The organism is Cupriavidus sp. CuC1 (assembly GCF_044627735.1).
Lineage (GTDB): Bacteria > Pseudomonadota > Gammaproteobacteria > Burkholderiales > Burkholderiaceae > Cupriavidus > Cupriavidus ulmosensis.
Window position 1 is genome coordinate 1 of sequence record NZ_JBIUHC010000160.1, and the last position, 22,748, is coordinate 22,748.

General features: G+C 66.3%; 21 protein-coding genes and 1 pseudogene. 9 read left to right on the top strand and 13 right to left on the bottom strand.

The genetic code is table 11. The features are described 5' to 3' along the window. Positions 1 to 248: 248 nt before the first annotated feature. From secF to queA, 5 genes are all read right to left on the bottom strand, one after another. Positions 249 to 1,220 carry a protein translocase subunit SecF gene (gene secF, locus ACGLHR_RS41720; protein ID WP_400101673.1) on the bottom strand — a complete coding sequence of 324 codons (972 nt, stop codon included), beginning with the start codon at positions 1,218 to 1,220 and terminating at the stop codon, positions 249 to 251. An 89-nt stretch (positions 1,221 to 1,309) separates the two neighbouring features. Further along, positions 1,310 to 3,181, bottom strand: coding sequence for a protein translocase subunit SecD (gene secD, locus ACGLHR_RS41725; RefSeq protein WP_400101675.1), 1,872 nt, complete (start codon positions 3,179 to 3,181; stop codon positions 1,310 to 1,312). Between the two features lie 238 nt (positions 3,182 to 3,419). After that, on the bottom strand, positions 3,420 to 3,749 hold the full coding sequence (gene yajC / locus ACGLHR_RS41730; protein ID WP_267604372.1) for a preprotein translocase subunit YajC: 330 nt from the start codon (positions 3,747 to 3,749) through the stop codon (positions 3,420 to 3,422). A 206-nt stretch (positions 3,750 to 3,955) separates the two neighbouring features. Then, positions 3,956 to 5,086, bottom strand: a complete 1,131-nt coding sequence (gene tgt, locus ACGLHR_RS41735; protein WP_400101677.1) for a tRNA guanosine(34) transglycosylase Tgt — start codon at positions 5,084 to 5,086, stop codon at positions 3,956 to 3,958. A 40-nt stretch (positions 5,087 to 5,126) separates the two neighbouring features. Then, positions 5,127 to 6,173, bottom strand: a complete 1,047-nt coding sequence (queA, locus tag ACGLHR_RS41740; RefSeq protein ID WP_267606506.1) for a tRNA preQ1(34) S-adenosylmethionine ribosyltransferase-isomerase QueA — start codon at positions 6,171 to 6,173, stop codon at positions 5,127 to 5,129. A gap of 184 nt (positions 6,174 to 6,357) precedes the next feature. On the opposite strand from queA, the gene recG reads away from it, so the two are divergent. The 6 genes from recG (at position 6,358) to ubiA (ending at position 13,313) form a co-directional block, all read left to right on the top strand. Continuing rightward, positions 6,358 to 8,559 (top strand): ATP-dependent DNA helicase RecG, encoded by a 2,202-nt coding sequence (recG, locus tag ACGLHR_RS41745; protein ID WP_400101679.1) that lies wholly within the window; start codon positions 6,358 to 6,360, stop codon positions 8,557 to 8,559. 122 nt (positions 8,560 to 8,681) lie between these two features. Further along, complete coding sequence (locus ACGLHR_RS41750) at positions 8,682 to 9,635, top strand: LysR substrate-binding domain-containing protein (protein ID WP_267604369.1); 954 nt, start codon at positions 8,682 to 8,684, stop codon at positions 9,633 to 9,635. Positions 9,636 to 10,047: 412 nt separating this feature from the next. Further along, entirely contained in the window at positions 10,048 to 11,493 is a 1,446-nt protein-coding gene (locus ACGLHR_RS41755) for a catalase (protein WP_400101681.1), read from the top strand. 77 nt (positions 11,494 to 11,570) lie between these two features. Further along, positions 11,571 to 11,765, top strand: a complete 195-nt coding sequence (locus tag ACGLHR_RS41760; protein ID WP_400101683.1) for a hypothetical protein — start codon at positions 11,571 to 11,573, stop codon at positions 11,763 to 11,765. Between the two features lie 77 nt (positions 11,766 to 11,842). Then, complete coding sequence (locus ACGLHR_RS41765; RefSeq protein ID WP_035867478.1) at positions 11,843 to 12,328, top strand: Dps family protein; 486 nt, start codon at positions 11,843 to 11,845, stop codon at positions 12,326 to 12,328. Between the two features lie 127 nt (positions 12,329 to 12,455). Continuing rightward, on the top strand, positions 12,456 to 13,313 hold the full coding sequence (gene ubiA, locus ACGLHR_RS41770) for a 4-hydroxybenzoate octaprenyltransferase (protein WP_400101686.1): 858 nt from the start codon (positions 12,456 to 12,458) through the stop codon (positions 13,311 to 13,313). A 328-nt stretch (positions 13,314 to 13,641) separates the two neighbouring features. On the opposite strand, the gene proC is transcribed toward ubiA, so the two are convergent. Together proC and ACGLHR_RS41780 are read right to left on the bottom strand one after the other, a co-directional pair. Beyond that, a complete protein-coding gene (gene proC / locus ACGLHR_RS41775) occupies positions 13,642 to 14,466 on the bottom strand; it encodes a pyrroline-5-carboxylate reductase (RefSeq protein WP_400101688.1) in 825 nt (274 codons plus the stop codon). A gap of 44 nt (positions 14,467 to 14,510) precedes the next feature. Beyond that, on the bottom strand, positions 14,511 to 15,239 hold the full coding sequence (locus ACGLHR_RS41780) for a YggS family pyridoxal phosphate-dependent enzyme (protein ID WP_400101690.1): 729 nt from the start codon (positions 15,237 to 15,239) through the stop codon (positions 14,511 to 14,513). A gap of 64 nt (positions 15,240 to 15,303) precedes the next feature. Between ACGLHR_RS41780 and ACGLHR_RS41785 the strand changes: the two genes are divergently transcribed. The 3 genes from ACGLHR_RS41785 to ACGLHR_RS41795 all read left to right on the top strand — a co-directional run bounded on the left by ACGLHR_RS41785 (position 15,304) and on the right by ACGLHR_RS41795 (position 18,097). Further along, a complete protein-coding gene (locus ACGLHR_RS41785) occupies positions 15,304 to 16,347 on the top strand; it encodes a type IV pilus twitching motility protein PilT (RefSeq protein ID WP_400101692.1) in 1,044 nt (347 codons plus the stop codon). Between the two features lie 34 nt (positions 16,348 to 16,381). Beyond that, complete coding sequence (locus ACGLHR_RS41790) at positions 16,382 to 17,521, top strand: PilT/PilU family type 4a pilus ATPase (protein WP_400101694.1); 1,140 nt, start codon at positions 16,382 to 16,384, stop codon at positions 17,519 to 17,521. A gap of 84 nt (positions 17,522 to 17,605) precedes the next feature. After that, positions 17,606 to 18,097: a glutathione peroxidase gene (locus tag ACGLHR_RS41795; RefSeq protein ID WP_318230888.1), complete on the top strand. Its 492-nt coding sequence runs from the start codon at positions 17,606 to 17,608 to the stop codon at positions 18,095 to 18,097. 96 nt (positions 18,098 to 18,193) lie between these two features. Here ACGLHR_RS41795 and ACGLHR_RS41800 read toward each other — a convergent pair whose 3' ends face one another. The 6 genes and pseudogenes from ACGLHR_RS41800 to glcE form a co-directional block, all read right to left on the bottom strand. Beyond that, complete coding sequence (locus ACGLHR_RS41800) at positions 18,194 to 18,883, bottom strand: helix-turn-helix transcriptional regulator (protein ID WP_400101696.1); 690 nt, start codon at positions 18,881 to 18,883, stop codon at positions 18,194 to 18,196. Positions 18,884 to 18,937: 54 nt separating this feature from the next. Next, positions 18,938 to 19,303, bottom strand: coding sequence for a VOC family protein (locus ACGLHR_RS41805; RefSeq protein WP_267604359.1), 366 nt, complete (start codon positions 19,301 to 19,303; stop codon positions 18,938 to 18,940). A 79-nt stretch (positions 19,304 to 19,382) separates the two neighbouring features. Continuing rightward, positions 19,383 to 20,105, bottom strand: coding sequence for an LrgB family protein (locus ACGLHR_RS41810; protein ID WP_267604357.1), 723 nt, complete (start codon positions 20,103 to 20,105; stop codon positions 19,383 to 19,385). Next, positions 20,102 to 20,497, bottom strand: coding sequence for a CidA/LrgA family protein (locus ACGLHR_RS41815; RefSeq protein WP_400101699.1), 396 nt, complete (start codon positions 20,495 to 20,497; stop codon positions 20,102 to 20,104). Before ACGLHR_RS41815 ends, ACGLHR_RS41810 begins: the two co-directional genes overlap by 4 nt. A 508-nt stretch (positions 20,498 to 21,005) precedes the next feature. Further along, positions 21,006 to 22,262 (bottom strand): glycolate oxidase subunit GlcF, encoded by a 1,257-nt coding sequence (gene glcF, locus ACGLHR_RS41820; protein WP_400101701.1) that lies wholly within the window; start codon positions 22,260 to 22,262, stop codon positions 21,006 to 21,008. A 65-nt stretch (positions 22,263 to 22,327) separates the two neighbouring features. After that, positions 22,328 to 22,748, bottom strand: a pseudogene (gene glcE, locus ACGLHR_RS41825) (glycolate oxidase subunit GlcE); the annotation flags it as partial.

Here is a 22,748-nt window from a genome sequence, read left to right on the forward strand (position 1 = left end):
GTCCATGCCAAATTTAGATGGACACGATCCTCGCCCTCAATATCCCCCCGATCAAGGTGTGTTCGCCGGGCGCTTACCGTACACGCTTAACCGCTAATTCTGTACCCATCATCGCGTCCGCTTAAATTTAAGCGGACACTATCTGTCGGCACAACGAGACCCGCAAGATGGGTTCGCCAGCCGCTTACAAAAAGGGCACCCTAAGGTGCCCTTTTTTGTAGCCTTTGGAACTGTCCGCGGCGTGCCCGTCAGGCCTGCGCGCCGAAGTTCGGGTCGTCGCGGTCGACGTCGCCTGGCTTCTTCTCGCCCTTGACCAGGTCCTCGCGCTTGACGCCCAGCCACATGGCCAGCGCCGCGGCGACGAATACCGAGGAGTAGATACCGAACAAGATGCCGACAGTCAGCGCCAGCGCGAAGTAGTGCAGGGTGGGGCCGCCGAAGAAGAACATCGACAGCACCATCATTTGGGTCGAGCCGTGGGTGATGATGGTCCGCGAGATGGTGCTGGTGATCGCATTGTCGATGATCTCGTGCGTGGTCATCTTGCGGAACTTGCGGAAATTCTCGCGGATCCGGTCGAAAATCACCACCGATTCGTTGACCGAGTAGCCCAGCACCGCCAGGATCGCCGCCAGCACCGACAGCGAGAATTCCCACTGGAAGAAGGCGAAGAAGCCCAGGATGATCACCACGTCGTGCAGGTTGGCGATGATGCCGGCCACCGCGAACTTCCACTCGAAGCGGAATGACAGGTAGATCACGATGCCGGCGACCACGCACAGCAGCGCCAGCAGGCCGTCGGTGGCCAGTTCCTTGCCCACCTGCGGGCCGACGAACTCGACGCGCTGGAGCTTGACGTCAGGCGCGGCCGTTTGCAGCGCGGTCATGACCTGCTCGCTCTGCTGGGCCGAGGTGACGGTCTTGCCGTCCGGGCCCTTTTGCAGCGGCAGGCGGATCATCACGTCGCGCGAGGTGCCGAAGTTCTGCACCTGCACGTCGGAGTAGCCGAGTTTGCCGACCTGGCCGCGGATGCGTTCGAGATCGGCCGTCTGCTGGTAGTTGACCTCCATCACCGTGCCGCCGGTGAACTCGATCGACAGGTGCAGGCCCTTGTGCGCGAGGAAGAATACGGCGGCGGCAAACGTCAGGAAGGAAATCACGTTGAAGATCAACGCGTGCTTCATGAACGGAATGTCGCGCCGGATGCGGAAGAATTCCATGTTGAATCCTGTTTTGTACGGCAGCGCCTGCTGCCGTTCTATGCTGGTTGGATGTCCGTGCGCGTCCTGCGCGCGGACACCCATGATGCTTACTTGGCGATGGTGCCCTGGCTATCCGAGCCCGGCTTCCAGATCTGGCCGATCGCCACGCTTTGCAGCTTCTTCTTGCGGCCGTACCAGAGGTTCACCAGGCCGCGGTTGAAGAACACCGCCGAGAACATCGAGGTCATGATGCCCAGGCAGTGCACCACGGCAAAGCCGCGCACCGGGCCGGAGCCGAAGGCCAGCAGCGCCAGGCCCGCGATCAGCGTGGTCACGTTGGAGTCCAGGATGGTGGCCCAGGCGCGGTCAAAGCCGACGGCGATTGCCATCTGCGGCGAAGCGCCCGCGCGCAATTCCTCGCGGATCCGCTCGTTGATCAGCACGTTGGCGTCGATGGCCATGCCGAGCACCAGCGCGATAGCGGCGATGCCGGGCAGCGTCAGCGTGGCCTGCAGCATCGACAGCACCGCCACCAGCAGCAGCAGGTTGACGGCCAGCGCGGCCACCGAGAACACGCCGAACAGCATGTAGTACAGCATCATGAAGACGGCGATGGCGGCGAAGCCGTAGGCTACCGAGTCAAAGCCCTTCTTGATGTTGTCCGCGCCCAGCGACGGGCCGATGGTGCGCTCTTCGATGATTTCCATCGGCGCGGCCAGCGAGCCGGCGCGCAGCAGCAGTGCCAGGTCGTTGGCGGCTTCGGTGGAGTACGAGCCGGTGATCTGGAAGCTGGAACCCAGTTCGGACTGGATCGTTGCCACCGTCAGCACTTCGCCCTTGCCCTTCTCGAACAGCACGATGCCCATCGGCTTGCCGATGTTCTCGCGCGAGACGTCGCGCAGCACGCGGCCGCCCTGGGCGTCGAGCTTGATATTGACCGAGGCGCGCTGGTTCTGGTCGAAGCCGGCCGAGGCGCTTTCGATGCGGTCGCCGGTGAAGATCACCTGCTTCTTGAGCACTACCGGGGCACCGTTACCTTGCGTGAACAGCTCGCTGCCGAAGGGGATCGGGTCGCCCGGGCGCGGGCTGCGCGGCGCGTCGGGGTCGGCCAGGCGGGCTTCCAGCGTGGCGGTGCGGCCGATGATGTCCTTGGCCTTGGCGGTGTCCTGCACGCCGGGCAGCTGCACCACGATACGGTCGGCGCCTTGCTGCTGGATCACCGGCTCGGCCACGCCGAGCTCATTGACCCGGTTGTGCAGGGTGGTGATGTTCTGCTTGACCGCAGCATCCTGCACCGCCTTGCGGGCCGCGTCGGTGAACACGCCGGAGATGTTGTTGCCATCCGGGGTGAACGCCAGCTCGCGCAGGTTGTCGGCCAGGATGCCGCGCGCCTTGGTGGCGTCGTCGGCATTGTTGAAGCGCACCGTCAGGCGGTCGCCTTCGCGGTCGATGCCGCCATGGCGGATGCCCTTGTCGCGCAGCAGGGTGCGGGCGTCGCCGGCCAGGCTGTCGAGCTTCTTGTCGACCGCGCCCTTCATGTCCACTTGCAGCAGGAAGTGCACGCCACCGCGCAAGTCCAGCCCCAGGTACATCGGCAGCGCGTGCATGGCGGTGAGCCAGCGCGGCGAGCCCGACAGCAGGTTCAGCGCGACCACGTAGGTGGCGTCATTGGGGTCGGGGTTGAGCGCGCGGGTCAGCACGTCCTTGGCCTTGAGCTGCTCGTCGGGCGTCTTGAAGCGCGCCTTGACCGAGCCGGACTGGCCGTTCAGGTCGAAGAACATGCCATCGGGCTGCAGGTTGTTCTGCGCCAGGATCTGCTCGATCTGCTTTTGCATGGCCAGGTCGACCTTGACCGTGACCTTGGCGGAGGAGACCTGCACGGCAGGCGCCTCGCCGAAGAAGTTCGGCAGCGTATAGGTGATGCCGATGGCGAGAGCCACCAGGATCACGAGGTATTTCCAAAGCGGATAGCGATTCATCTTTGGCCAGTCGTTCTTCGGTTGGCGGCGCCGACGAGACCGTCAGCGGGCAGTTGGCACCACCGCACCGGTTGGCAAACAGCCGCCTGGCATCCACGGATAACCCGGGCTGGATCAGGCGGCTGCAGGGGCACGCGCGCTAAAGGCGTGCCGGGAAGGGCGAAAAAGCAGGCTGGCGGTGCGGGAGAAGCTGGGCGGCGCTGTGTGTCAAGCGACGTCACGCCCGCAGCCGTGGTGCTCAGAGCGACTTCAGCGAGCCCTTGGGCAGCACCGTGGTAACCGCGCTCTTTTGCACCGTGATTTCGGTGCCCGCGGCGATTTCGAGGGTTACGTATTGCTCGTTGACCTTGGTGACACGGCCGAGAATGCCGCCGGCAGTCACGACTTCGTCGTTCTTGGCCAGCGCTTCCAGCATTGCCTTCGATTCTTTCTGGCGCTTCATCTGCGGGCGGATCATGATGAACCACAGCACAGCGAACATCAAGATGATAGGCAGGAAACTCATCAGGCCACCCGCCGCACCGCCGGTCACGCCGGCAGTCTGGGCAAATGCGTTAGAAATCAGCACGTTGCTTCTCCGTCACAAAGTCAATCAGTTAGTCGGTCATTCTACCACCCGCTTGCAACCGCATTCCATGCCTGATCCGGGCATTTACGGTGTAGTACGGGTTTGTTCGGGGCGCCTTGCAAGCCGCTTTGCAGCTGCAGGCACCGCTATTCGACCGGTGCCGTACGGAAAGTTCACGCCGGGGCGCGGCAGCCGCCGGCGCGGCGCTACTGCGCCCCGCGCGCGCGATCGGCGGCGAACTGCAGGCGGAAGGCCTCGAAGCGGTGCTCCTCGATGGCTTCGCGCATCTCGCCCATCAGTTCCAGGTAGTAGTGCAGGTTATGGATGGTGTTCAGGCGCGCGCCCAGGATCTCGCCGACCCGGTGCAGGTGGTGCAGGTAGGAGCGCGAGAAGTTGCGGCAGGTGTAGCAGCCGCAGGATTCGTCCAGCGGCCGGGTGTCGTTGCGGTGGACGGCGTTCTTGATCTTGACGTCGCCAAAGCGCGTGAACAGCCAGCCGTTGCGGGCATTGCGGGTCGGCATCACGCAGTCGAACATGTCCACGCCCGAGGCCACGCCGGCCACCAGGTCTTCGGGCGTGCCCACGCCCATCAGGTAGTGCGGCTTGTGCGCGGGCAGGCGCGGGCCCACGTGTTCCAGCACGCGCATCATGTCTTCCTTGGGCTCGCCGACCGACAGGCCACCGATGGCGTAGCCGTGGAAGTCCAGCTCCGACAGGCCGGCCAGCGACTCGTCGCGCAGATCCTCGAACATGCCGCCCTGGACGATGCCGAACAGCGCGTTGGGGTTTTCCAGGCCATTGAACTCTTCGATCGAGCGCTTGGCCCAGCGCAGGCTCATGCGCATGGAGGCGGCCGCTTCCGCATGGGTGGCGGGGCGGCCGTCGATCTCGTACGGCGTGCATTCGTCGAACTGCATCACGATGTCGGAGTTCAGCGTGCGCTGGATCTGCATCGAAATCTCGGGCGACAGGAACAGCTTGTCGCCATTGACCGGCGAGGCAAAGGTCACGCCATCCTCGGTGATCTTGCGCAGCGCGCCCAGCGAAAACACCTGGAAGCCGCCCGAGTCGGTCAGGATCGGCTTGTCCCAGCCCATGAAGCGGTGCAGGCCGCCGTGCTTTGCCACCACTTCCAGCCCGGGGCGCAGCCACAGGTGGAAGGTATTGCCCAGGATGATCTGGGCGTTGATTTCACCGAGCTCGAGTGGCGACATCGCCTTGACCGAGCCGTAGGTGCCGACCGGCATGAAGATCGGGGTCTCGACCACGCCGTGGTTGAGGGTGACGCGGCCGCGGCGGGCGTTGCCGTCGGTGGTGAGCAGTTCGAAGTTGAGCATGGCTGGATTCGGGATTCAGGTTCGGGCTGGCGCGGCGCGCTCAGGGCTGGGGCTGGCGCGTCAGCAGCATGGCGTCACCGTAGCTGAAGAAGCGGTAGCGCTCGGCCACCGCATGGCGGTAGGCGGCGCGGATGGGCTCCACCCCAGCCAGCGCCGACACCAGCATCAGCAAGGTCGACTTGGGCAGGTGGAAATTGGTGATCAGCGCATCGACCACCCGGAAACGGTAGCCGGGTGTGATGAAGATATCGGTGTCGCCACGGCCGGCGGCCAGCGTGCCATCGGCCGCGCCGGCGGACTCCAGCGCGCGCAGCGAGGTGGTGCCGACCGCGATCACGCGACCGCCGGCGGCGCGCGTGTCGCGCACGGCCTGGGCCAGCGCGTCCGACACTTCGTACCACTCGGCGTGCATCTTGTGCTCGGCCAGGTTCTCGGTGCGTACCGGCTGGAAGGTGCCGGCGCCCACGTGCAGTGTCAGAAAGCCGCGGCGCACGCCCAGCGCATCGAGCCGGGCGAACAGCGCTTCGTCGAAATGCAGGCCGGCGGTGGGCGCGGCCACCGCGCCGGGGGCGCGGGCGTAGACCGTCTGGTAGCGGGTTTCGTCGAAGGCGTCGGGGTCGTGGGTGATGTACGGCGGCAGCGGCAGGCGGCCGTGGCGCTCGATCAGCTCCAGCGCCGGCTCTGGGAAGGTGAGCGTGAAGAACTGGTCCACGCGCGGGCCCACTGTGACGTCAAAGGCATCCGCCAGGCGCAGCAGGCTGCCCACGGGCGGTGTCTTGGAGGCGCGCACCTGGGCCAGCACGGTGTGGCTGTCCAGCACCCGCTCGACCAGCACCTCGACCTTGCCGCCGCTGCCCTTCTGGCCGAAGAAACGCGCCTTGATGACGCGCGTGTCGTTGAATACCAGCAGGTCGTTCGGACGCAGGTAGTCGACGATATCGGCGAACGTGCGGTCGGTGAGGCGGGTGGCGCCGTCCTGCGCGTCCGTATCCACCACCAGCAGCCGGCTCGCGCCGCGCTCCGGCAAGGCGGTCTGGGCGATCAGTTCGGGCGGGAGGGCAAAGTCAAAATCGGACAGCGTCAGCATCATGGGGGCAAAAACGGCCGCAGACCGCGCGGTGGCGCGGCCGGCATAGGTACAATCGGCGAATCCGATATTGTAAGGCTTGGGGCGACTCCGCCGCCCGGGCGCGCGTGATATCGCCTATTTGTGCCAACCTGCCCGTGCCACCAGGCATGCGCCCCGACCCGAATCGCTAGCCACGCCCCAGATGCCAGGAACCGCTCCCGACCGAACCCCGGAAACCACCGACAGCCCGCCCGCGGCGCGCGCCGGGGACAAGCCGGGCCGTCCGGGCAAGGCGGCGTCCAAGGGCGCTGCCGCCGGCAAGCCGTCCTCGGCCATGGCCCGGCTGCACAAGCTCGGCCTCAAGCGCGATGTCGACCTGGTGCTGCACCTGCCCATGCGCTACGAGGACGAGACCACGCTGCTGCCGATCGCCGATGCCATCGGGCGCGCGGGGATGGGGCTGACGGTGCAGGTCGAGGGCGTGGTCACCTCCAACGAGGTCAGCCTGCGCCCGCGCCGCCAGCTAGTGGTCAAGATCGCCGACGATACCGGCGAGCTGACGCTACGCTTCATCAATTTCTACGGCAGCCAGGCCCAGCAGATGGCCGAAGGCGCCTTCCTGCGGGTGCGCGGCGAGCTGCGCGGCGGCTTCTTCGGCGCGGAGATGGTCCATCCCACCGTGCGCGCGGTGACGCCCGGCGAGGCGCTGCCCGAGCGGCTGACCCCGGTCTACCCGAGCACCGCCGGCATCCCGCAAAGCTACCTGCGCAAGGCCATCGGCGGCGCGCTGTCGCGCACGCCGCTGCCGGAGACCCTGCCCATCCCCGTGCTGCAAGGCCCGCTGGCGCAGCTCAAGCTGCAGCCCTTGCCGGAGTGCCTGCGGCTGCTGCACTCGCCGCCGCAGGAGGTGGACGAGCACGCCCTGATCGAGCGCTCGCACCCGGCCTGGCAACGTATCAAGCTCGATGAGCTGCTGGCGCAGCAGCTCTCCCTCAAGCGCTCCCAGGCGGCGCGGCGCGACAAGAGCGCGCCGCCCATGCCGCGCCGCGCGGGCGGCCTGCTCACCGCCTTCCTGGCGGCACTGCCGTTCAAGCTGACCGGCGCGCAGCAGCGCGTGGTGGAAGAGATCGCCAAGGACATGGGCGCGCCCCACCCGATGCATCGCCTGCTGCAGGGCGACGTCGGCAGCGGCAAAACCATCGTGGCGGCGCTGGCGGCTTGCCAGGCCATCGATGCCGGCTACCAGGCCGCGCTGATGGCACCCACCGAAATCCTGGCCGAGCAGCACTACCGCAAGCTCTCCGCCTGGCTGGAGCCGCTGGGCGTGCCGGTGGTGTGGCTGGCAGGCAGCCTGAAGACGCGCGCCAAGCGCGAGGCCGCGGCCAAGGTCGAGTCCGGCGAGGCCAAGCTGGCCATCGGCACCCACGCGCTGATCCAGGACAGCGTCAAGTTTGCCCGCCTGGGCTTGTCCGTGGTCGACGAGCAGCATCGCTTCGGCGTGGCCCAGCGGCTGGCGCTGCGCGGCAAGGCGGACCCCGATGCCGCCGCCACGCAGGGCAAGGCCGGCAAGGTCACGCAAACCGTGCCGCACCAGTTGATGATGTCGGCCACGCCGATCCCGCGCACGCTGGCCATGACCTACTACGCCGATCTCGACGTCTCGGTGATCGACGAGCTGCCGCCCGGGCGCACCCCGGTGGTGACCCGGCTGGTCAACGACGCGCGCCGCGACGAGGTGATCGCGCGCGTGCACCACGCCGCCGCCGATGGCCGCCAGGTCTACTGGGTCTGCCCGCTGATCGAGGAGAGCGAAGCGCTGCAACTGCAGACCGCGGTGGAGACCTACGAAACCCTGGTGGCCGCCTTGCCCGAGCTCAAGGTCGGGCTGGTGCACGGTCGCCTGGCGCCGACGGAGAAGGCCGCGGTGATGGAAGACTTCACCGCCAACCGGCTGCAGGTGCTGGTGGCCACCACCGTGATCGAGGTGGGGGTGGACGTGCCCAACGCTTCGCTGATGGTGATCGAGCACGCCGAGCGTTTTGGCCTGGCGCAGTTGCACCAGTTGCGCGGCCGGGTAGGGCGGGGCAGCGCGGAATCGGTCTGCCTGCTGATGTACCAGGCGCCGCTCTCGCCCACCGGGCGCGAGCGGCTGGCGACCATGCGCGAGACCACCGATGGTTTCGAGATCGCCCGGCGCGACCTGCAGATACGGGGGCCCGGCGAGTTCCTTGGCGCGCGCCAGTCCGGCGAGGCGATGCTGCGTTTCGCCGATCTCAACACCGACGCCTGGCTGGTCGACTACGCCCAGGAGGCCGCCGAGCTGATGCTGGCGCGCTACCCGGAGGCGGTCGAGGCGCACTTGTTGCGCTGGCTGGGTGGCAGGGAACATTACCTGAAGGCCTGATGTGACGGCGGGGGCGCACCCGGCGCAGGCGATCAGGTATCGCCTGCGCCGCTTTGCTTGTCATCTCTGACAGAACGTCGAATCGAAGGTAAAATCTATCGCTTAACGGGAATTGATAAGTCATGACGCTCACCGAACTCAAGTACATCGTCGCCGTGGCGCGCGAGCGCCATTTCGGCCGGGCGGCCGAAGCCTGCTTCGTGTCGCAGCCGACGCTGTCGGTGGCGATCAAGAAGCTGGAAGACGAACTCAATGTGCAGATCTTCGAGCGCGGCACGTCCGAAGTCTCGGTGACGCCGATCGGCGAGCAGATCGTGGCGCAGGCCCAGCGCGTGCTGGAGCAGACCATGGCCATCCGCGAAATCGCCAAGCAGGGCAAGGACCCGCTGGCCGGGCCGCTGCGGCTTGGCGTGATCTACACCATCGGGCCCTACCTGCTGCCCACGCTGGTCAAGGAGATGATCCAGACCGTGCCGCAGATGCCGCTGATGCTGCAGGAGAACTACACGGTCAAGCTGATCGAGCTGCTCAAGCAAGGCGAGATCGACTGCGCCATCATGGCCGAGCCCTTTGCCGATTCGGGGCTGACCGTGCAACCGCTGTATGACGAGCCCTTCGTCGTGGCGGTGCCGCGTGGCCACCATCTGGAGCATGCCGGGAAAGTCGATCCCGACGAACTGAAGCAGCAGACCATGCTGCTGCTGGGCAGCGGGCATTGCTTCCGCGACCAGGTGCTGGGCGTGTGCCCGGAGCTGTCGCGCTTTTCGCAGGCGGCCGACGGTATCCAGAAGACCTTCGAAGGCTCCTCGCTGGAAACCATCCGCCATATGGTGGCAAGTGGCGTTGGCATCACCGTGCTGCCGCGGACTTCGGTGCCGGATCTCAAGTCCAACAAGAACGACCTGTTGGCCTACGTGCCCTTTACCGATCCCGTGCCCGACCGGCGCGTGGTGCTGGCCTGGCGCAAGAGCTTTACGCGCCTGCCGGCCATGGAGGCGTTGCGCCGCGCGGTGGCGGCCTGCGACCTGCCCGGTGTCAGCATGCTGGCCGCCAAGGAACTGGCTGAAGCGGCCTGAGCGCACCCTGCCTGCCGGCGCTCGGCGCCGGCCGCACGCTTCCCCGCCTTGGTTTTTCTCCCCCCTCGATTTTTCTGACTTCACTGTGTCTTGGTCCTATGCGACGCTGGCGCGCAGGCAGGGAATAGGTATGCTCTATTTCATAGTTAGAAATAATTGAATTCGCAATTCAATAGCCTTCCCGTAGACTTCCTGCATCGACGCACTGCGTGCTGTTACCGACAAGGAGTCGCACATGAAAGGCGAAAACCCCAGCTTGACCGCCGCCGGCGAGCTCCTGAGCGCGCTGGCCGGCCGTATGGCCGCCTGCCTTGCCTGTTACGCCACGGTGTACTGAAATGACCCGGCGGCTTTCGCGCCGCCCGCCCCAGCCAGACTCCCCGTTCCACCCCCCAAGAAAAATGAGGCCAAGATGAGCAAGGACAAGGACACTCTGACCACCGCCGCCGGCGCGCCGGTAGCCGACAACCAGAATTCGCAGACCGCCGGCCCGCGCGGCCCGATGCTGCTGCAGGACGTGTGGTTCCTGGAGAAGCTCGCTCACTTCGACCGTGAAGTCATCCCCGAGCGCCGCGTGCACGCCAAGGGCTCGGGCGCCCATGGCACCTTCACGGTCACCCATGACATCACGCGCTTTTCCAAGGCCTCGGTCTTTGCCAGCGTCGGCAAGCAAACGCCGCTGTTCATGCGCTTCTCCACGGTGGCGGGCGAGCGCGGCGCGGCCGACGCAGAGCGCGATGTGCGCGGGTTCTCGGTCAAGTTCTACACCGACGAAGGCAACTGGGACGTGGTGGGCAACAACACGCCGGTGTTCTTCGTGCGCGACCCGCTCAAATTCCCGGATTTCATCCACACGCAAAAACGCAACCCGCGCACCAACCTGCGTGACCCGATCGCCGTGTGGGACTTCTGGTCGCGCCATCCGGAGTCGCTGCACCAGGTCACCATCCTGATGAGCGATCGCGGCCTGCCGCAGAACTATCGCCAGATCCATGGCTTCGGTTCGCACACGTATTCGTTCATCAACGCCGCCAACGAGCGCTTCTGGGTGAAGTTCCACTTCAAGTCGCAGCAGGGCATCGCCAACTGGACCAACGAGGAAGCGGCCAAGGTAGTGGCGGGCGACCGCGAGAGCGCGCAGCGCGACCTGTTCGAGAACATCGAAAAGGGCAACTTCCCGCGCTGGAACGTGCGCGTGCAGGTCATGCCCGAAGTCGATGCGGCCAAGTACCACATCAATCCGTTCGACCTGACCAAGGTGTGGCCACACAAGGACTATCCGCTGATCGACGTGGGCGTGCTGGAACTCAACCGCAACCCGGACAACTACTTCGCCGAGGTGGAGCAGGTGGCGATGAACCCGTCCAACATCGTGCCAGGCATCGGCTTCTCGCCCGACAAGATGCTGCAGGGCCGGCTGTTCTCGTATGGCGACACGCAGCGCTACCGCTTGGGCGTGAACCATAACCAGATCCCGGTGAATGCGCCCAAGTGCCCGTTCCACAATACCTACCACCGCGACGGCGCGATGCGCGTGGACGGCAACCAGGGCGGCAAGCTCAACTACGAGCCGAACCGCGAGGGCGCCTACGCCGCCAGCGAACGCGCCGTCGAGCCGCCGCTGGCCCTGGATGGTGCCGCCGACCGCTTCGACCACCGTGTCGACAGCGACTACTACAGCCAGCCGGGCGCGCTGTTCCGCCTGTTCGACGAGGCCCAGCGCCAGCGCCTGTACTCGAACATCGCGGCGGCCATGCAGGGCGTGCCGGAAGACATCGTGCGCGTGCAGCTGGCGCACTTCACCAAGGCCGATCCCGCCTACGGCGAAGGTGTCAGGCGCGCGCTGAACCTGAAGTAATGCGCAAGCAATGAAGCAGGGCAGTGCGGGTGGCCCCGGGCCGGGGCCACCTTGAAAGCCCGGCAAGGAGAACCATCATGGCCCTGTTCAGAATGTTCGTCAGCGAGTTTCAACAGTTGCAACACGTCGCCCACGATAGCCCCCGCCGCGAAGACGCGGCGCGCCTGCAGCGCAAGCTGTGGCGCACGGAAATCGGGCTGGCGGTGATCGCGCTGGGCGCGGTCGCGATGTTCCTGGACGCGGCCGCGGGTTTGTCCGCCTTCACCGGGTGATGCCATAATGTGCGGGTTGTGCCGCGTCCAGTGGCGCGGCAGTTTTCAAAGCCACCCCAGATCGGAGCGTACCTATCATGGCAAAGAAGAATGAGATGAGCGTGAACATCGGCATTTCCGACAAAGAACGCAAGAAGATCGCGGAAGGCCTGTCCAAGTTGCTGGCGGATACCTACACGCTTTATCTCAAGACCCATAACTTCCACTGGAACGTCACGGGTCCGATGTTCAACACGTTGCACCTGATGTTCGAGACGCAATACACCGAGCTGGCGCTCGCCGTGGACTCGATCGCCGAGCGTATCCGCGCGCTGGGCTACCCGGCGCCGGGCACCTACAAGGAATACGCTCGCTTGTCGTCGATCCCCGAGGAAGAGGGCGTGCCCGAAGCCACCGAGATGATCCGCAAGCTGGTCGAAGGCCAGGAAGCCGTGGTGCGCACCGCGCGCTCGTTGTTCCCGGTGATCGACGCCGCTGGCGACGAACCCTCCGCCGACCTGCTGACCCAGCGCATGCAGACGCACGAAAAAACCGCGTGGATGCTGCGCTCGATGCTGGCCTGATGCCCTGCCGGCTGCCTTCGTGTGCTGCCGGCCATGCGCGCCGCGCCCTGACCGGGTCGCGGCGCGTTTTCGTTTTTCGTTTAATGCCCTTGCCTTGCCCTGACCGCTGTGTCGCGGGCCCCCTGCCATGTTTGAACGCTTAGCCCTGTACGCGCGCCTGGTGCGCATCGACAAGCCCATCGGCACGCTGTTGCTGTTGTGGCCTACGCTGTGGGCATTGTGGATGGCCACCGGCGGCCGGCCGGCGTGGAGCCTGTTCTGGATCTTCGTCATCGGCACCTTCCTGATGCGCTCGGCCGGCTGCGCCATGAACGACTGGGCCGACCGTGACTTCGACAAGCACGTCAAGCGCACCAGGGAGCGGCCGCTGACCGCGGGCAAGATTGCCGCGTGGGAGGCAGTGGCGGTGGCGGTGGTGCTGGCGCTTGCGGCCTTCGCCCTGATCACGCCGCTCAACGCGTTCACCAAATGGCTGGCCGTGGTGGCGGCCGTGCTCGCCGGCACCTATCCGTTCTTCAAGCGGTTCTTTGCCATCCCGCAGGCCTACCTCGGCATTGCCTTCGGCTTTGGCATCCCGATGACGTTCGCCGCGGTGCAGGACCATGTGCCCGTGGTGGCGTGGGTGATGCTGCTGGCCAATGTGTTCTGGGCGGTAGCCTACGATACCGCCTATGCCATGGTGGATCGCGATGACGATTTGCTGCTCGGCATGAAGACTTCGGCGATCACGTTCGGGCGGTTTGACGTGGGCGCCATCATGATCTGCTATGCGGTGTTCCTGGGGCTGATGGCCTGGGCCGGTGCGCAGTTCGGGCTGGGCTGGCCGTACTGGATCGGGCTGGTGGCTGCGGCGGGATGCGCGGTGTATCACTACACGCTGATTCGCGAGCGGGATCGCATGAAGTGCTTTGCCGCGTTCCGGCACAACAACTGGTTGGGGGCCTGCGTGTTTGCTGGTACGGCGGCGGCTTATGCGTTGCGGTGAGGCGGCTGGCCGCAAGCGCTAGCGTCCCGAGGGTTTGCTCCCCTCTCCCACGCAGCGGGAGAGGGGCAAGTGCTAGCTTCCCGACGGTTTGCTCCCCTCTCCCACTTGTGGGAGAGGGGCCGGGGGAGAGGGCGGGCGCTCGTCATGCCGTTGTGCTGAAAAAACCACGGGCTTCGCTTTGAGTGGCTCCTAGCTAAGCCACCCCTCTCCCCGGCCCTCTCCCCCTGAGGGGAGAGGGAGACAGCCGTCGTCATCCCAGGCGGTTTTGGCCTTTTCGGCCGGCTCCGGCGAGCGCGCTGGGAGGTCACCCTGGCAGAAGAGCCTTCACTCAGTCCTTGCCAAACTCCGCACCCATTTGCGTCGCGCGTTCCGCCGCGGCGTGCATGGCTTTAACAAAGGCTTCGCCGATGCCGGCGGCTTGCATCGCCGTGAGCGCTGCATAGGTGGTGCCGCCCTTGGAGGTCACACGCTCGCGCAGCAGGCTGACCGGCTCGTCCGACTGCGCGGCCAGGGCCGCGGCGCCGCGGAAGGTTTCCACTGCCAGCGCGCGTCCTTGCGCGGTGCTCAGGCCGAGTTCCACGGCCGCCTTCTCCATGGCTTCGATGAAGTAGAAGACGTAGGCCGGGCCACTGCCGGAGATGGCGGTCACTGCGTCGATCTGCGCGTCGCCTTCCACCCATTCGCACTTGCCCACGGCTTCGGCCAGCGCACGGGCGATGTCGCGGTCTTGCTGCGCCAGCCCGGCTACGCCGGCCAGGCCGGTCATGCCCATGCCGGCCAGCGCCGGTGTGTTGGGCATGGCGCGCACCAGGCGGGTGCGCCCGCCGAACCAGCGCTGCATGTCGGCCAGGCGGATGCCGGCGGCCACGCTCACGATCAGGCTGTCGCCCAGGTGCGGCAGCAGCGATGCCGCTGCCTCGCGGAACTGCTGCGGCTTGACCGCCAGCACGAGCACGTCGCTCTTGCCAAAGGCGGCGTCGGGCGCGCCTGCCGCATGCACCCCGAGGTCGCGCCGCAGCCGTGCCTGCGCTTCATCGAACGGATCGACCACGCGGATCGAGGTGGCCGGCACGCCCCGGGCGATCAGGCCGCCGATCAGGGCGGTGGCCATATTGCCGCCGCCGAGGAAACCAAAGGTGAGATTGTTGAGCATGTCGGTCTCTTGCTGGGAATCGTCTGGAAATAAGGGGGCGGCTTTCAGCCCGGCGTGGCCTGTGTCGCCTCGGGTGCCGTGGCATAGTCACGCGCGCCGAAAATGGCGGTGCCGATGCGCACCACGGTAGCGCCCTCGGCAATGGCGGCCTCCATGTCGGCGGACATGCCCATCGACAGGGTGTCCACATCCAGCCCGGCGGCGCGCAAGGTGTCGAGCAGGGTGCGCAGCGCGGCAAACGGCCGGCGCTGGGCCGCCGCGTCGCTCTGCGGCGCCGGAATGGCCATCAGGCCGCGCAGCCGCAGCCCGGGCAGCGCAGCCACGGCGCGTGCCAGCGCGGGCACTTCGTCTGGCGCGACGCCGCTCTTGCTGGCTTCACCGCTGATATTGACCTGCAGGCAGACTTGCAGCGGCGCCATGCCGGCGGGGCGCTGCGCCGACAGCCGCTCGGCGATGCGCAGGCGGTCGATGGCATGGACCCAGTCGAACTGCTCGGCTACGGCACGCGTCTTGTTGCTTTGCAGGGGGCCGATGAAGTGCCAGCTGATCTGGTCGCGCAAGCCGCCAAGCTGTGCCATCTTGTCCACGCCTTCCTGCACGTAGTTCTCGCCAAAGGCGCGCTGGCCGGCGTCGAACGCGGCCTGCACCGCGGCAGCGGGGAAGGTCTTGGAAACCGCCAGAAGCGTGACTTCACCGGCCGGTCGACCGGCCTGTTGTGCGGCTGCCGCGACGCGCCGGTTGACGGCTTGCAAGTTGGCGGCGATTACAGACATAATCCGGCAAACATATCAAGAAGTACAACAAAAAGTACGACAAAAAAGGGTGGGGTCATTATAGATGGACATCGCGCAGCTATTAGCTTTCGCCGTCAAGAACAAGGCGTCCGATCTCCATCTCTCGGCAGACATGCCGCCGATGGTGCGTATCCACGGCGATATGCGCCGCATCAATGTGGCCGCGATGGGCCACAAGGATGTCCATGCCATGGTGTACGACATCATGAGCGACACCCAGCGCAAGCAATATGAGGAACGGCTGGAAATCGACTTTTCCTTCGAAATCGCCAGCCTGTCGCGTTTCCGGGTCAATGCCTACAACACGCAGCGCGGCGCCGCCGCGGTGTTCCGGACCATTCCCTCCAAGGTATTGACGCTGGAGGACCTGCGCGCGCCGGCGGTGTTCGCCGACCTGTGCATGAAGCCGCGCGGCCTGGTGCTGGTGACCGGGCCCACGGGTTCGGGCAAATCCACCACGCTGGCGGCGATGGTGGACCACCGCAACGATCACGACATGGGCCACATCCTCACGGTGGAGGATCCGATCGAGTTCGTGCACACGTCCAAGAAGAGCCTGATCAACCAGCGCGAGCTGGGGCCGCACACGCATTCCTTCGCCAATGCGCTGCGCTCCGCGCTGCGCGAGGATCCCGATGTGGTGCTGGTGGGCGAGCTGCGCGACCTGGAAACCATCCGCCTGGCGCTGACCGCGGCCGAAACCGGCCACCTGGTGTTCGCCACGCTGCACACCAGTTCGGCGGCCAAGACCATTGACCGGGTTGTCGACGTGTTCCCGCCCGAAGAAAAAGACATGGTGCGCACCATGTTGTCCGAGTCGCTCGAAGCGGTGATCTCGCAAACGCTGCTCAAGACGCGCGAAGGCAACGGCCGCACGGCGGCGCACGAGATCATGATTGCCACGCCGGCGATCCGCCACCTGATCCGCGAGAACAAGATCGCGCAGATGTACTCGATGATGCAGACCAGCAGCGGGCTTGGCATGCAGACGCTGGACCAGTGCCTGTCGGACCTGATCAAGCGCGGCATCATCAACTACAACGATGCGCGCGCCATCGCCAAGAACCCCGACTCATTCACGGGCTGAGGCGAGTCCGCCGCATCCGAACCAGGACACCGCCATGCTCGATCGCGAATCCGCCGCCAAGTACATCAACGACCTGCTCGAGCTCATGGTGGGAAACCGCGGCTCGGACCTGTTCATCACCGCCGACTTTCCGCCCGCCATCAAGGTCGACGGCAAGATCACGCCGGTCTCGCAGCAGCCGCTCAATCCCACCCAGGCGCTTGGCCTGGTGCGCTCCATCATGAACGAGCGTCAGGCGAGCGAGTTCGACGGCAGCCGCGAGTGCAACTTCGCCATCTCCGTGCCCAACGCCGGGCGCTTTCGCGTTTCCGCGTTCATCCAGCAGGGCAAGGCGGGCATGGTGGTGCGTACCATCAATACGCGCATCCCTTCGGTGGAAGATCTCGACCTGCCGCCGGCGCTGCATGACATCGTGATGTCAAAGCGCGGGCTGGTGATCGTCACCGGCGCCACCGGCTCGGGCAAGTCGACGTCGCTCGCCGCCATGCTCGATCACCGCAACGCCCATTCGTACGGGCACATCATCACCATCGAGGACCCGATCGAATACGTGCACGCGCACCAGAACTGCATCGTCACGCAGCGCGAGGTCGGCATCGATACCGACTCCTGGCACGTGGCGTTGAAGAACACCTTGCGCCAGGCGCCCGACGTGATCCTGATCGGCGAAATCCGCGACCGGGAAACCATGGAATACGCGATGCAGTACGCGGAAACGGGCCACCTGTGCCTGGCCACCCTGCACGCCAACAATGCCAACCAGGCCATCGACCGCGTGGTCAACTTCTTCCCCGAGGAAAAGCGCCAGCAGTTGCTGATTGACCTGTCGCTCAACCTGAAGGCGATGGTGTCGCAGCGCCTGTTGCCACGCAAGGGGCAAAAGGGCCGCGTGCCGGCGGTGGAGATCATGATCGGCACGCCGCTGGTGGCCGACCTGATCTTCAAGGGCGAGATCCACGCGCTCAAGGAAGTCATCAAGAAATCGCGAGAGCAGGGCATGGTGTCGTTCGACCAGGCGCTGTTCGACCTGTACGAAGCCGGCAAGATCACCTACGAAGACGCGCTGCGCAACGCCGACTCGCTCAACGACCTGCGGCTGATGATCAAGCTGCACGGCACCCTGGACCGCGAGACCGACCTGGGCGCCGGCACCGAACATCTGAACGTGATCTGAGCACGCACGGCAGCATCGCCTAGTACACTGTCCGGCGCAGGACGCGCATCGCCGTGCGCCGCCGTGCCACCCGAGGATTCCGTCATGAGCAATGTCTACCAGTTCGAAGCCAGTTCCCTGGCCGGCCAGCCGGTGCCGCTGTCGCAATTCAGCGGCAAGGTGCTGCTGATCGTGAACACCGCCAGCGAGTGCGGCTTCACGCCCCAATATGCCGCCCTGCAGGCGCTGCAGGAACAGTATGCAGGCAGTGGCCTTGAAGTGCTGGGTTTTCCCTGCAACCAGTTCGGCAAGCAGGAGCCGGGCGACGCAGCGCAGATCGGCCAGTTCTGTGAATCGCGCTTCCACGTCACCTTCCCGATGTTCGGCAAGATCGACGTCAAGGGCGACAACGCGCATCCGCTGTATCGATGGCTGACCTCGGAGAAGCCGGGTGTGCTTGGCCTGGAGGTGATCAAGTGGAACTTCACCAAGTTCCTGCTGCGCCGCAACGGGACGGTGTTCAAGCGCTACGCGCCCACCACCAAGCCCGAGGACATCAAGCGCGACATCGAGACGCTGCTGGCCGAGCCGGCCTAAAGGCGCATCCTGCAGGTGCCCACGGCCTCGCGTGAAGCGGGGGTCGATGTTATCCGCGCGCCCCTTGGTCGATCAGCCGATCAGCCGGCTAGCCGGCTAGCCGCTGGTGTGCTGCACCGCACGCAGGAAGCCGTTGAGCGAGCGGTCGGGCGTTTCGTGGAAGCGTTCGTCCAGCATGACGATGCCGCGGCAGCGGTCCAGGCGGAAGCTGCGATAGTCGGTGCGCGTGGTGCACCAGGCGGCCAGCAGCCAGCTATTGCCCCAGAAAAACAGGCCCAGCGGCTGCACGATGCGGTCGGTGGCGCGCTGTTGCGCGTCGGTATAGTCCAGGTGCAGCAGGCGTTGCGCGTTCATGGCGCCGTGCACCACGTCAAACGCGTCACGCACCTGCGGGAGGTTGACGAATTCGGGGGCGAACACGCGGCTTTGCTGCGCCGCATGACGCCGCGCGGGCGGCAGCGCCGCCACCAGCTTTTCCAGCGCGGGATCGGCGGCGGCGGCCAGCGCGCCGCCGCCCCAGGCCTTGAGCAGGCGCAGCCCTGCCACCAGCGCCTCGACTTCGATCGCGGTAAACATCAGCGGAGGGACGTCATAGTCGGCCCGCAACCGGTAGCCGATGCCCGCTTCGCCCTCGACCGGAACGCCCGACAGCGACAGCGCCTGGATATCCCGGTACACCGTGCGCTCGGACACCCCGAGCCGCTGCGCCAGCAGCGCCGCCGTGGTGAGGCGGCGCCCCCGCAATACCTGGACGATCTGGAAAAGGCGGTCAGCGCGGCGGCTCATCGAGGCTTCATCTTGGTGCTATGCGGGTATTGGTAAAGCGGTTGCGGTAGCCGATCAGCCTGCCAGCGGCTGGTGCAGGCCGACGCGATTGCCCTCGCTGTCGATGATATGCGCAATATGGCCGATATCGCCAGGCAGCTGCAGCGGGCCGAACACGGTCTTGCCGCCGGCCGCCGTGACACGCGCCAGCAGCGCCGTGAGCTGCGGCGTGTGCAGGTAAGGCAGGCAGCCGTCGGCCGAAGGGCGGTAGCCCTCGCCAGCCACCAGTGCGCCACCAGGCTCATGGTTGGCAAACACAGCCATGTCGATCTGCGCCATGGTTTCGCGCTTGAGGGTGGTCTCGAAGGCCTGTTCGTAGAACCGGATGGCACGGGCCATGTCCGTGACAGGGATTTCAAGCCAGTTGATCAGTCCGCTCATGATGGTCTCTCTTTCTCTCAGGGGTGATGGAGAGACGGATCATGCGCGGGGGCTCCTGACAACGTCCTGTCAGCAGGGATCAGCGCGGCATCCATGCCGCCAGCATCGGCACGATCACGGCGGTCAGCACGCCGTTCAGGCCCATGCCGAGCGCGGCGAAGGCGCCGGCCTCCTGGTTGACCTGGAAGGCGCGCGCGGTGCCGATGCCGTGCGCTGCCACGCCGGTGGCGAAGCCGCGCACGGTGTAGTCGGAAATGCGCAGCAGGTTCAGCAGCTTGGTGGCGCTGACCGCGCCGATGATGCCGGTGGCCATCACCAGCACGGCGGTCAGGGAGGGCAGGCCGCCGATCTTCTCGGCCACGCCCATGGCGATCGGGATGGTGACCGACTTGGGCGCGAGCGAGCGCATGGTCTCGGGCGACGCGCCCAGCAGCCAGGCGATGCCGACGGCCGATACCACCGCCACCAGCGATCCCGCCAGCAGTCCGCCCAGTAGCGGGAACACGTGCCGGCGCAGCTTGGGCAGCTGCATGTAGAGCGGCACGGCCAGCGCGACGGTAGCCGGCCCGAGCAGGAAGTGGACGAACTGCGCGCCATCGAAATAGGTCTTGTACGGCGTGCCGGTCACCGTCAGCAGGGTGACCAGGATGGCGACCGCGATCATCACGGGATTGGCCAGCGGCGAGAAGCGCGCGCGCTCATAGACGCGGAACGCGAAGACATAGGCCAGCAAGGTGGCGGTCAGGCCGAGCAGCGGGCTGGCCGCCAGGTAGACCCAGATCTCGTTCAGGCGCGGCGTCATGCTTGTTCCCCCGAACCGGCTTGCGCGCCGGGCGCGGCGGCATCCTCGGGCGGCCGCGCACGGCCCATCAGCGCGCGCGCCACCAGCGCGGTGGTGGCGATCGCAAGCCAGGTGGACACCACCAGCGCCACCACGATCGGCAGCCACTCCCCGCCGATGCGGTGCGCGTGCACCATGATGCCGACGCCGGCCGGCACGAACAACAGCGACAAGTGCTTGAGCAGCTCGGACGTGGTCCCCTGGATCACCGGCAACAGCCGGTCGTCGAACGTGAGCCAGCCGAACAGCAGGATCATGCCGATCACCGGCCCGGGCACGGGCAGGCTCAGGGAATAGCTGAGCGCTTCCCCGAGGGATTGGAAAACCAGCAGGATGGCGAAGGTCTGGAGCATGCGGGTGCGGGGCGAGGACAGCCGGGATTGGAGCCCTCGCATGGTAACCCGGAGCGGGCCCTTGCTCCAGCGGGTTTGCTACGTCAAAAGCAACTGTGCGGGGAGGCGACCTACTTTCTTGGCTCGCCAAGAAAGTAGGCAAAGAAGGCGACCCGGATGCGGCGAAGACCCCTCGCCGCATAACGGGAGATTCAAACCTTGATGGCTCGCTTCGCATCGCGCTTGGGTGATTCCCGCCCGTGGGGCGAGAATTCACGGCTACCACAATTGGTTCATCTTGCCGCGGGTTGGCTCCCCTCTCCCACTTGTGGGAGAGGGGCTGGGGGAGAGGGCGGGCGCTCGATATGCTGTCGTGCTGGAAACAACCGAAGGCTTCGCTTCAAGTAGCTCCTAGCTAAGCCACCCCTCTCCCCGGCCCTTTCCCCCTGAGGGGAGAGGGAGAGACAGCCGTCGTCATGGCACGCGGCTTTGGCCTGACTTGTCAGCTTCGGCCGGCACCTCGGGATACTTACCCCAGCATGCGATCCACCAGTTCGATCCAGTGCATCACCGGCGTGCCGGTGCCGCTTTGCAGGTGCGTGATGCAGCCGATATTCGCCGAGACGATGGCGTCGGGCTTCGAGGCCTGCAGGTTGGCGAGCTTCTCGTCGCGCAGCCGATAGGACAATTCGGGCTGCAGCACCGAATACGTGCCCGCGGAGCCACAGCACAGGTGGCTGTCGGCGCAGAGCTTGACGTCCACCCCCAGGCCCGTCAGCAGGGCTTCCACCTTGCCGCGGATCTGCTGGCCGTGCTGCAGCGTGCAGGGCGGATGGTAGGCCACGCGCTGGCCGTCAGTGCCTTCGCTGCTTCTTGCCTCGGAGGCCGCGTCTTGCAGGGCGTCGGCGAAGTTCGGCAGCAGCTCCGACAGATCCTTGGTCAGCGCCGAGATCTGGCGCGCGCGATCCGCGTAGCGGGCATCGTTGCGCAGCAGGTGACCGTATTCCTTGACCATCACGCCACAGCCCGATGCGGTCATCACGATGGCCTCCGCGCCGGCTTGCACGGCCGGCCACCAGGCGTCGATATTGCGCCGCATATTGTCGAGGCCGCCATCGTGGTCGCCGGTGTGATAGCGCACGGCGCCGCAGCAGCCGGCCTCGCGCGCCACCACCAGTTGCACGCCAAGGCGGTCGAACACGCGGGCCGTGGCGGCATTGATGTTGGGCGACATCGACGGTTGCACGCAGCCGTCGAGCAACAACATCTTGCGCGCATGCGTGGTGCGCGGCCATGCGCCGGCATCGACCGCTTGCGGCACCTTGTTGCGCAGCGCCTGCGGCAGCAGCGGGCGCACGCGCTGGCCCATGCGCATGGCCGTGCCGAACAGCGCCGGGCGCGTCATGCTTTCGCGCAGCGCCCACCGCGCGAAACGCTCGCGCGCCGGACGCTGGATGCCTTGCGCCTCCAGGCGGTCATCCACCACCTTGCGGCCGATATCGACCAGCCGGCCGTACTTCACGCCCGAGGGGCAGGTGGATTCGCAGTTGCGGCACGTGAGGCAGCGGTCCAGGTGCAGGCGCGTGCTTTCCGTGACGGGCTGGCCTTCCAGCACCTGCTTCATCAGGTAGATGCGGCCGCGCGGGCCGTCCAGCTCGTCGCCGAGCAACTGGTAGGTGGGGCAGGTCGCGGTGCAGAAGCCGCAATGCACGCATTTGCCGACGATGGACTTGGCTTCTTCGCCGTCGGGCGTGTCGCGCAGGAATTCGGCCAGGGTGGTTTGCATGGTTCGGGGACTCTCCGGTGCCTTTGCTGGGGATCGATGCTGGACGGTGCAGTGAGGCCCGCGGCTCAGAGGTCGGCGTACATGCGCTGCGGGTTGAAGATGCCGGCGGGGTCGAACGTTGCCTTGAGCCGCTGGTGGATGGCGGCCAGCGGCGCGGACAGCGGCGTGAACACGCCCACGGACTTGTCGCCATTGCGGAACAGCGTGGCATGGCCGCCGCCCGCCTTGGCCGCGGCGCGCACCAGGGCGCTGTCCGCCGCGCTGTCGCTGCCGCCCAGCCACCAGCGCTGGCCACCGCCCCATTCGATCAGCTGCCCGCCCGGCAGCGCCAGCGGCGCGGCGGTGCTCGGCACGGCAATGCGCCACAGCGCCCGGCCGGCTTGCACCGGCGCAAAGAAGGGATGGCTTTGCTCGCGCAGCGCGCGCCACAAAGCGTCGGCTTGCGCGGGCTCCACGGCTTCGCCGCCCAGCCGCTCGCGCGCGGCG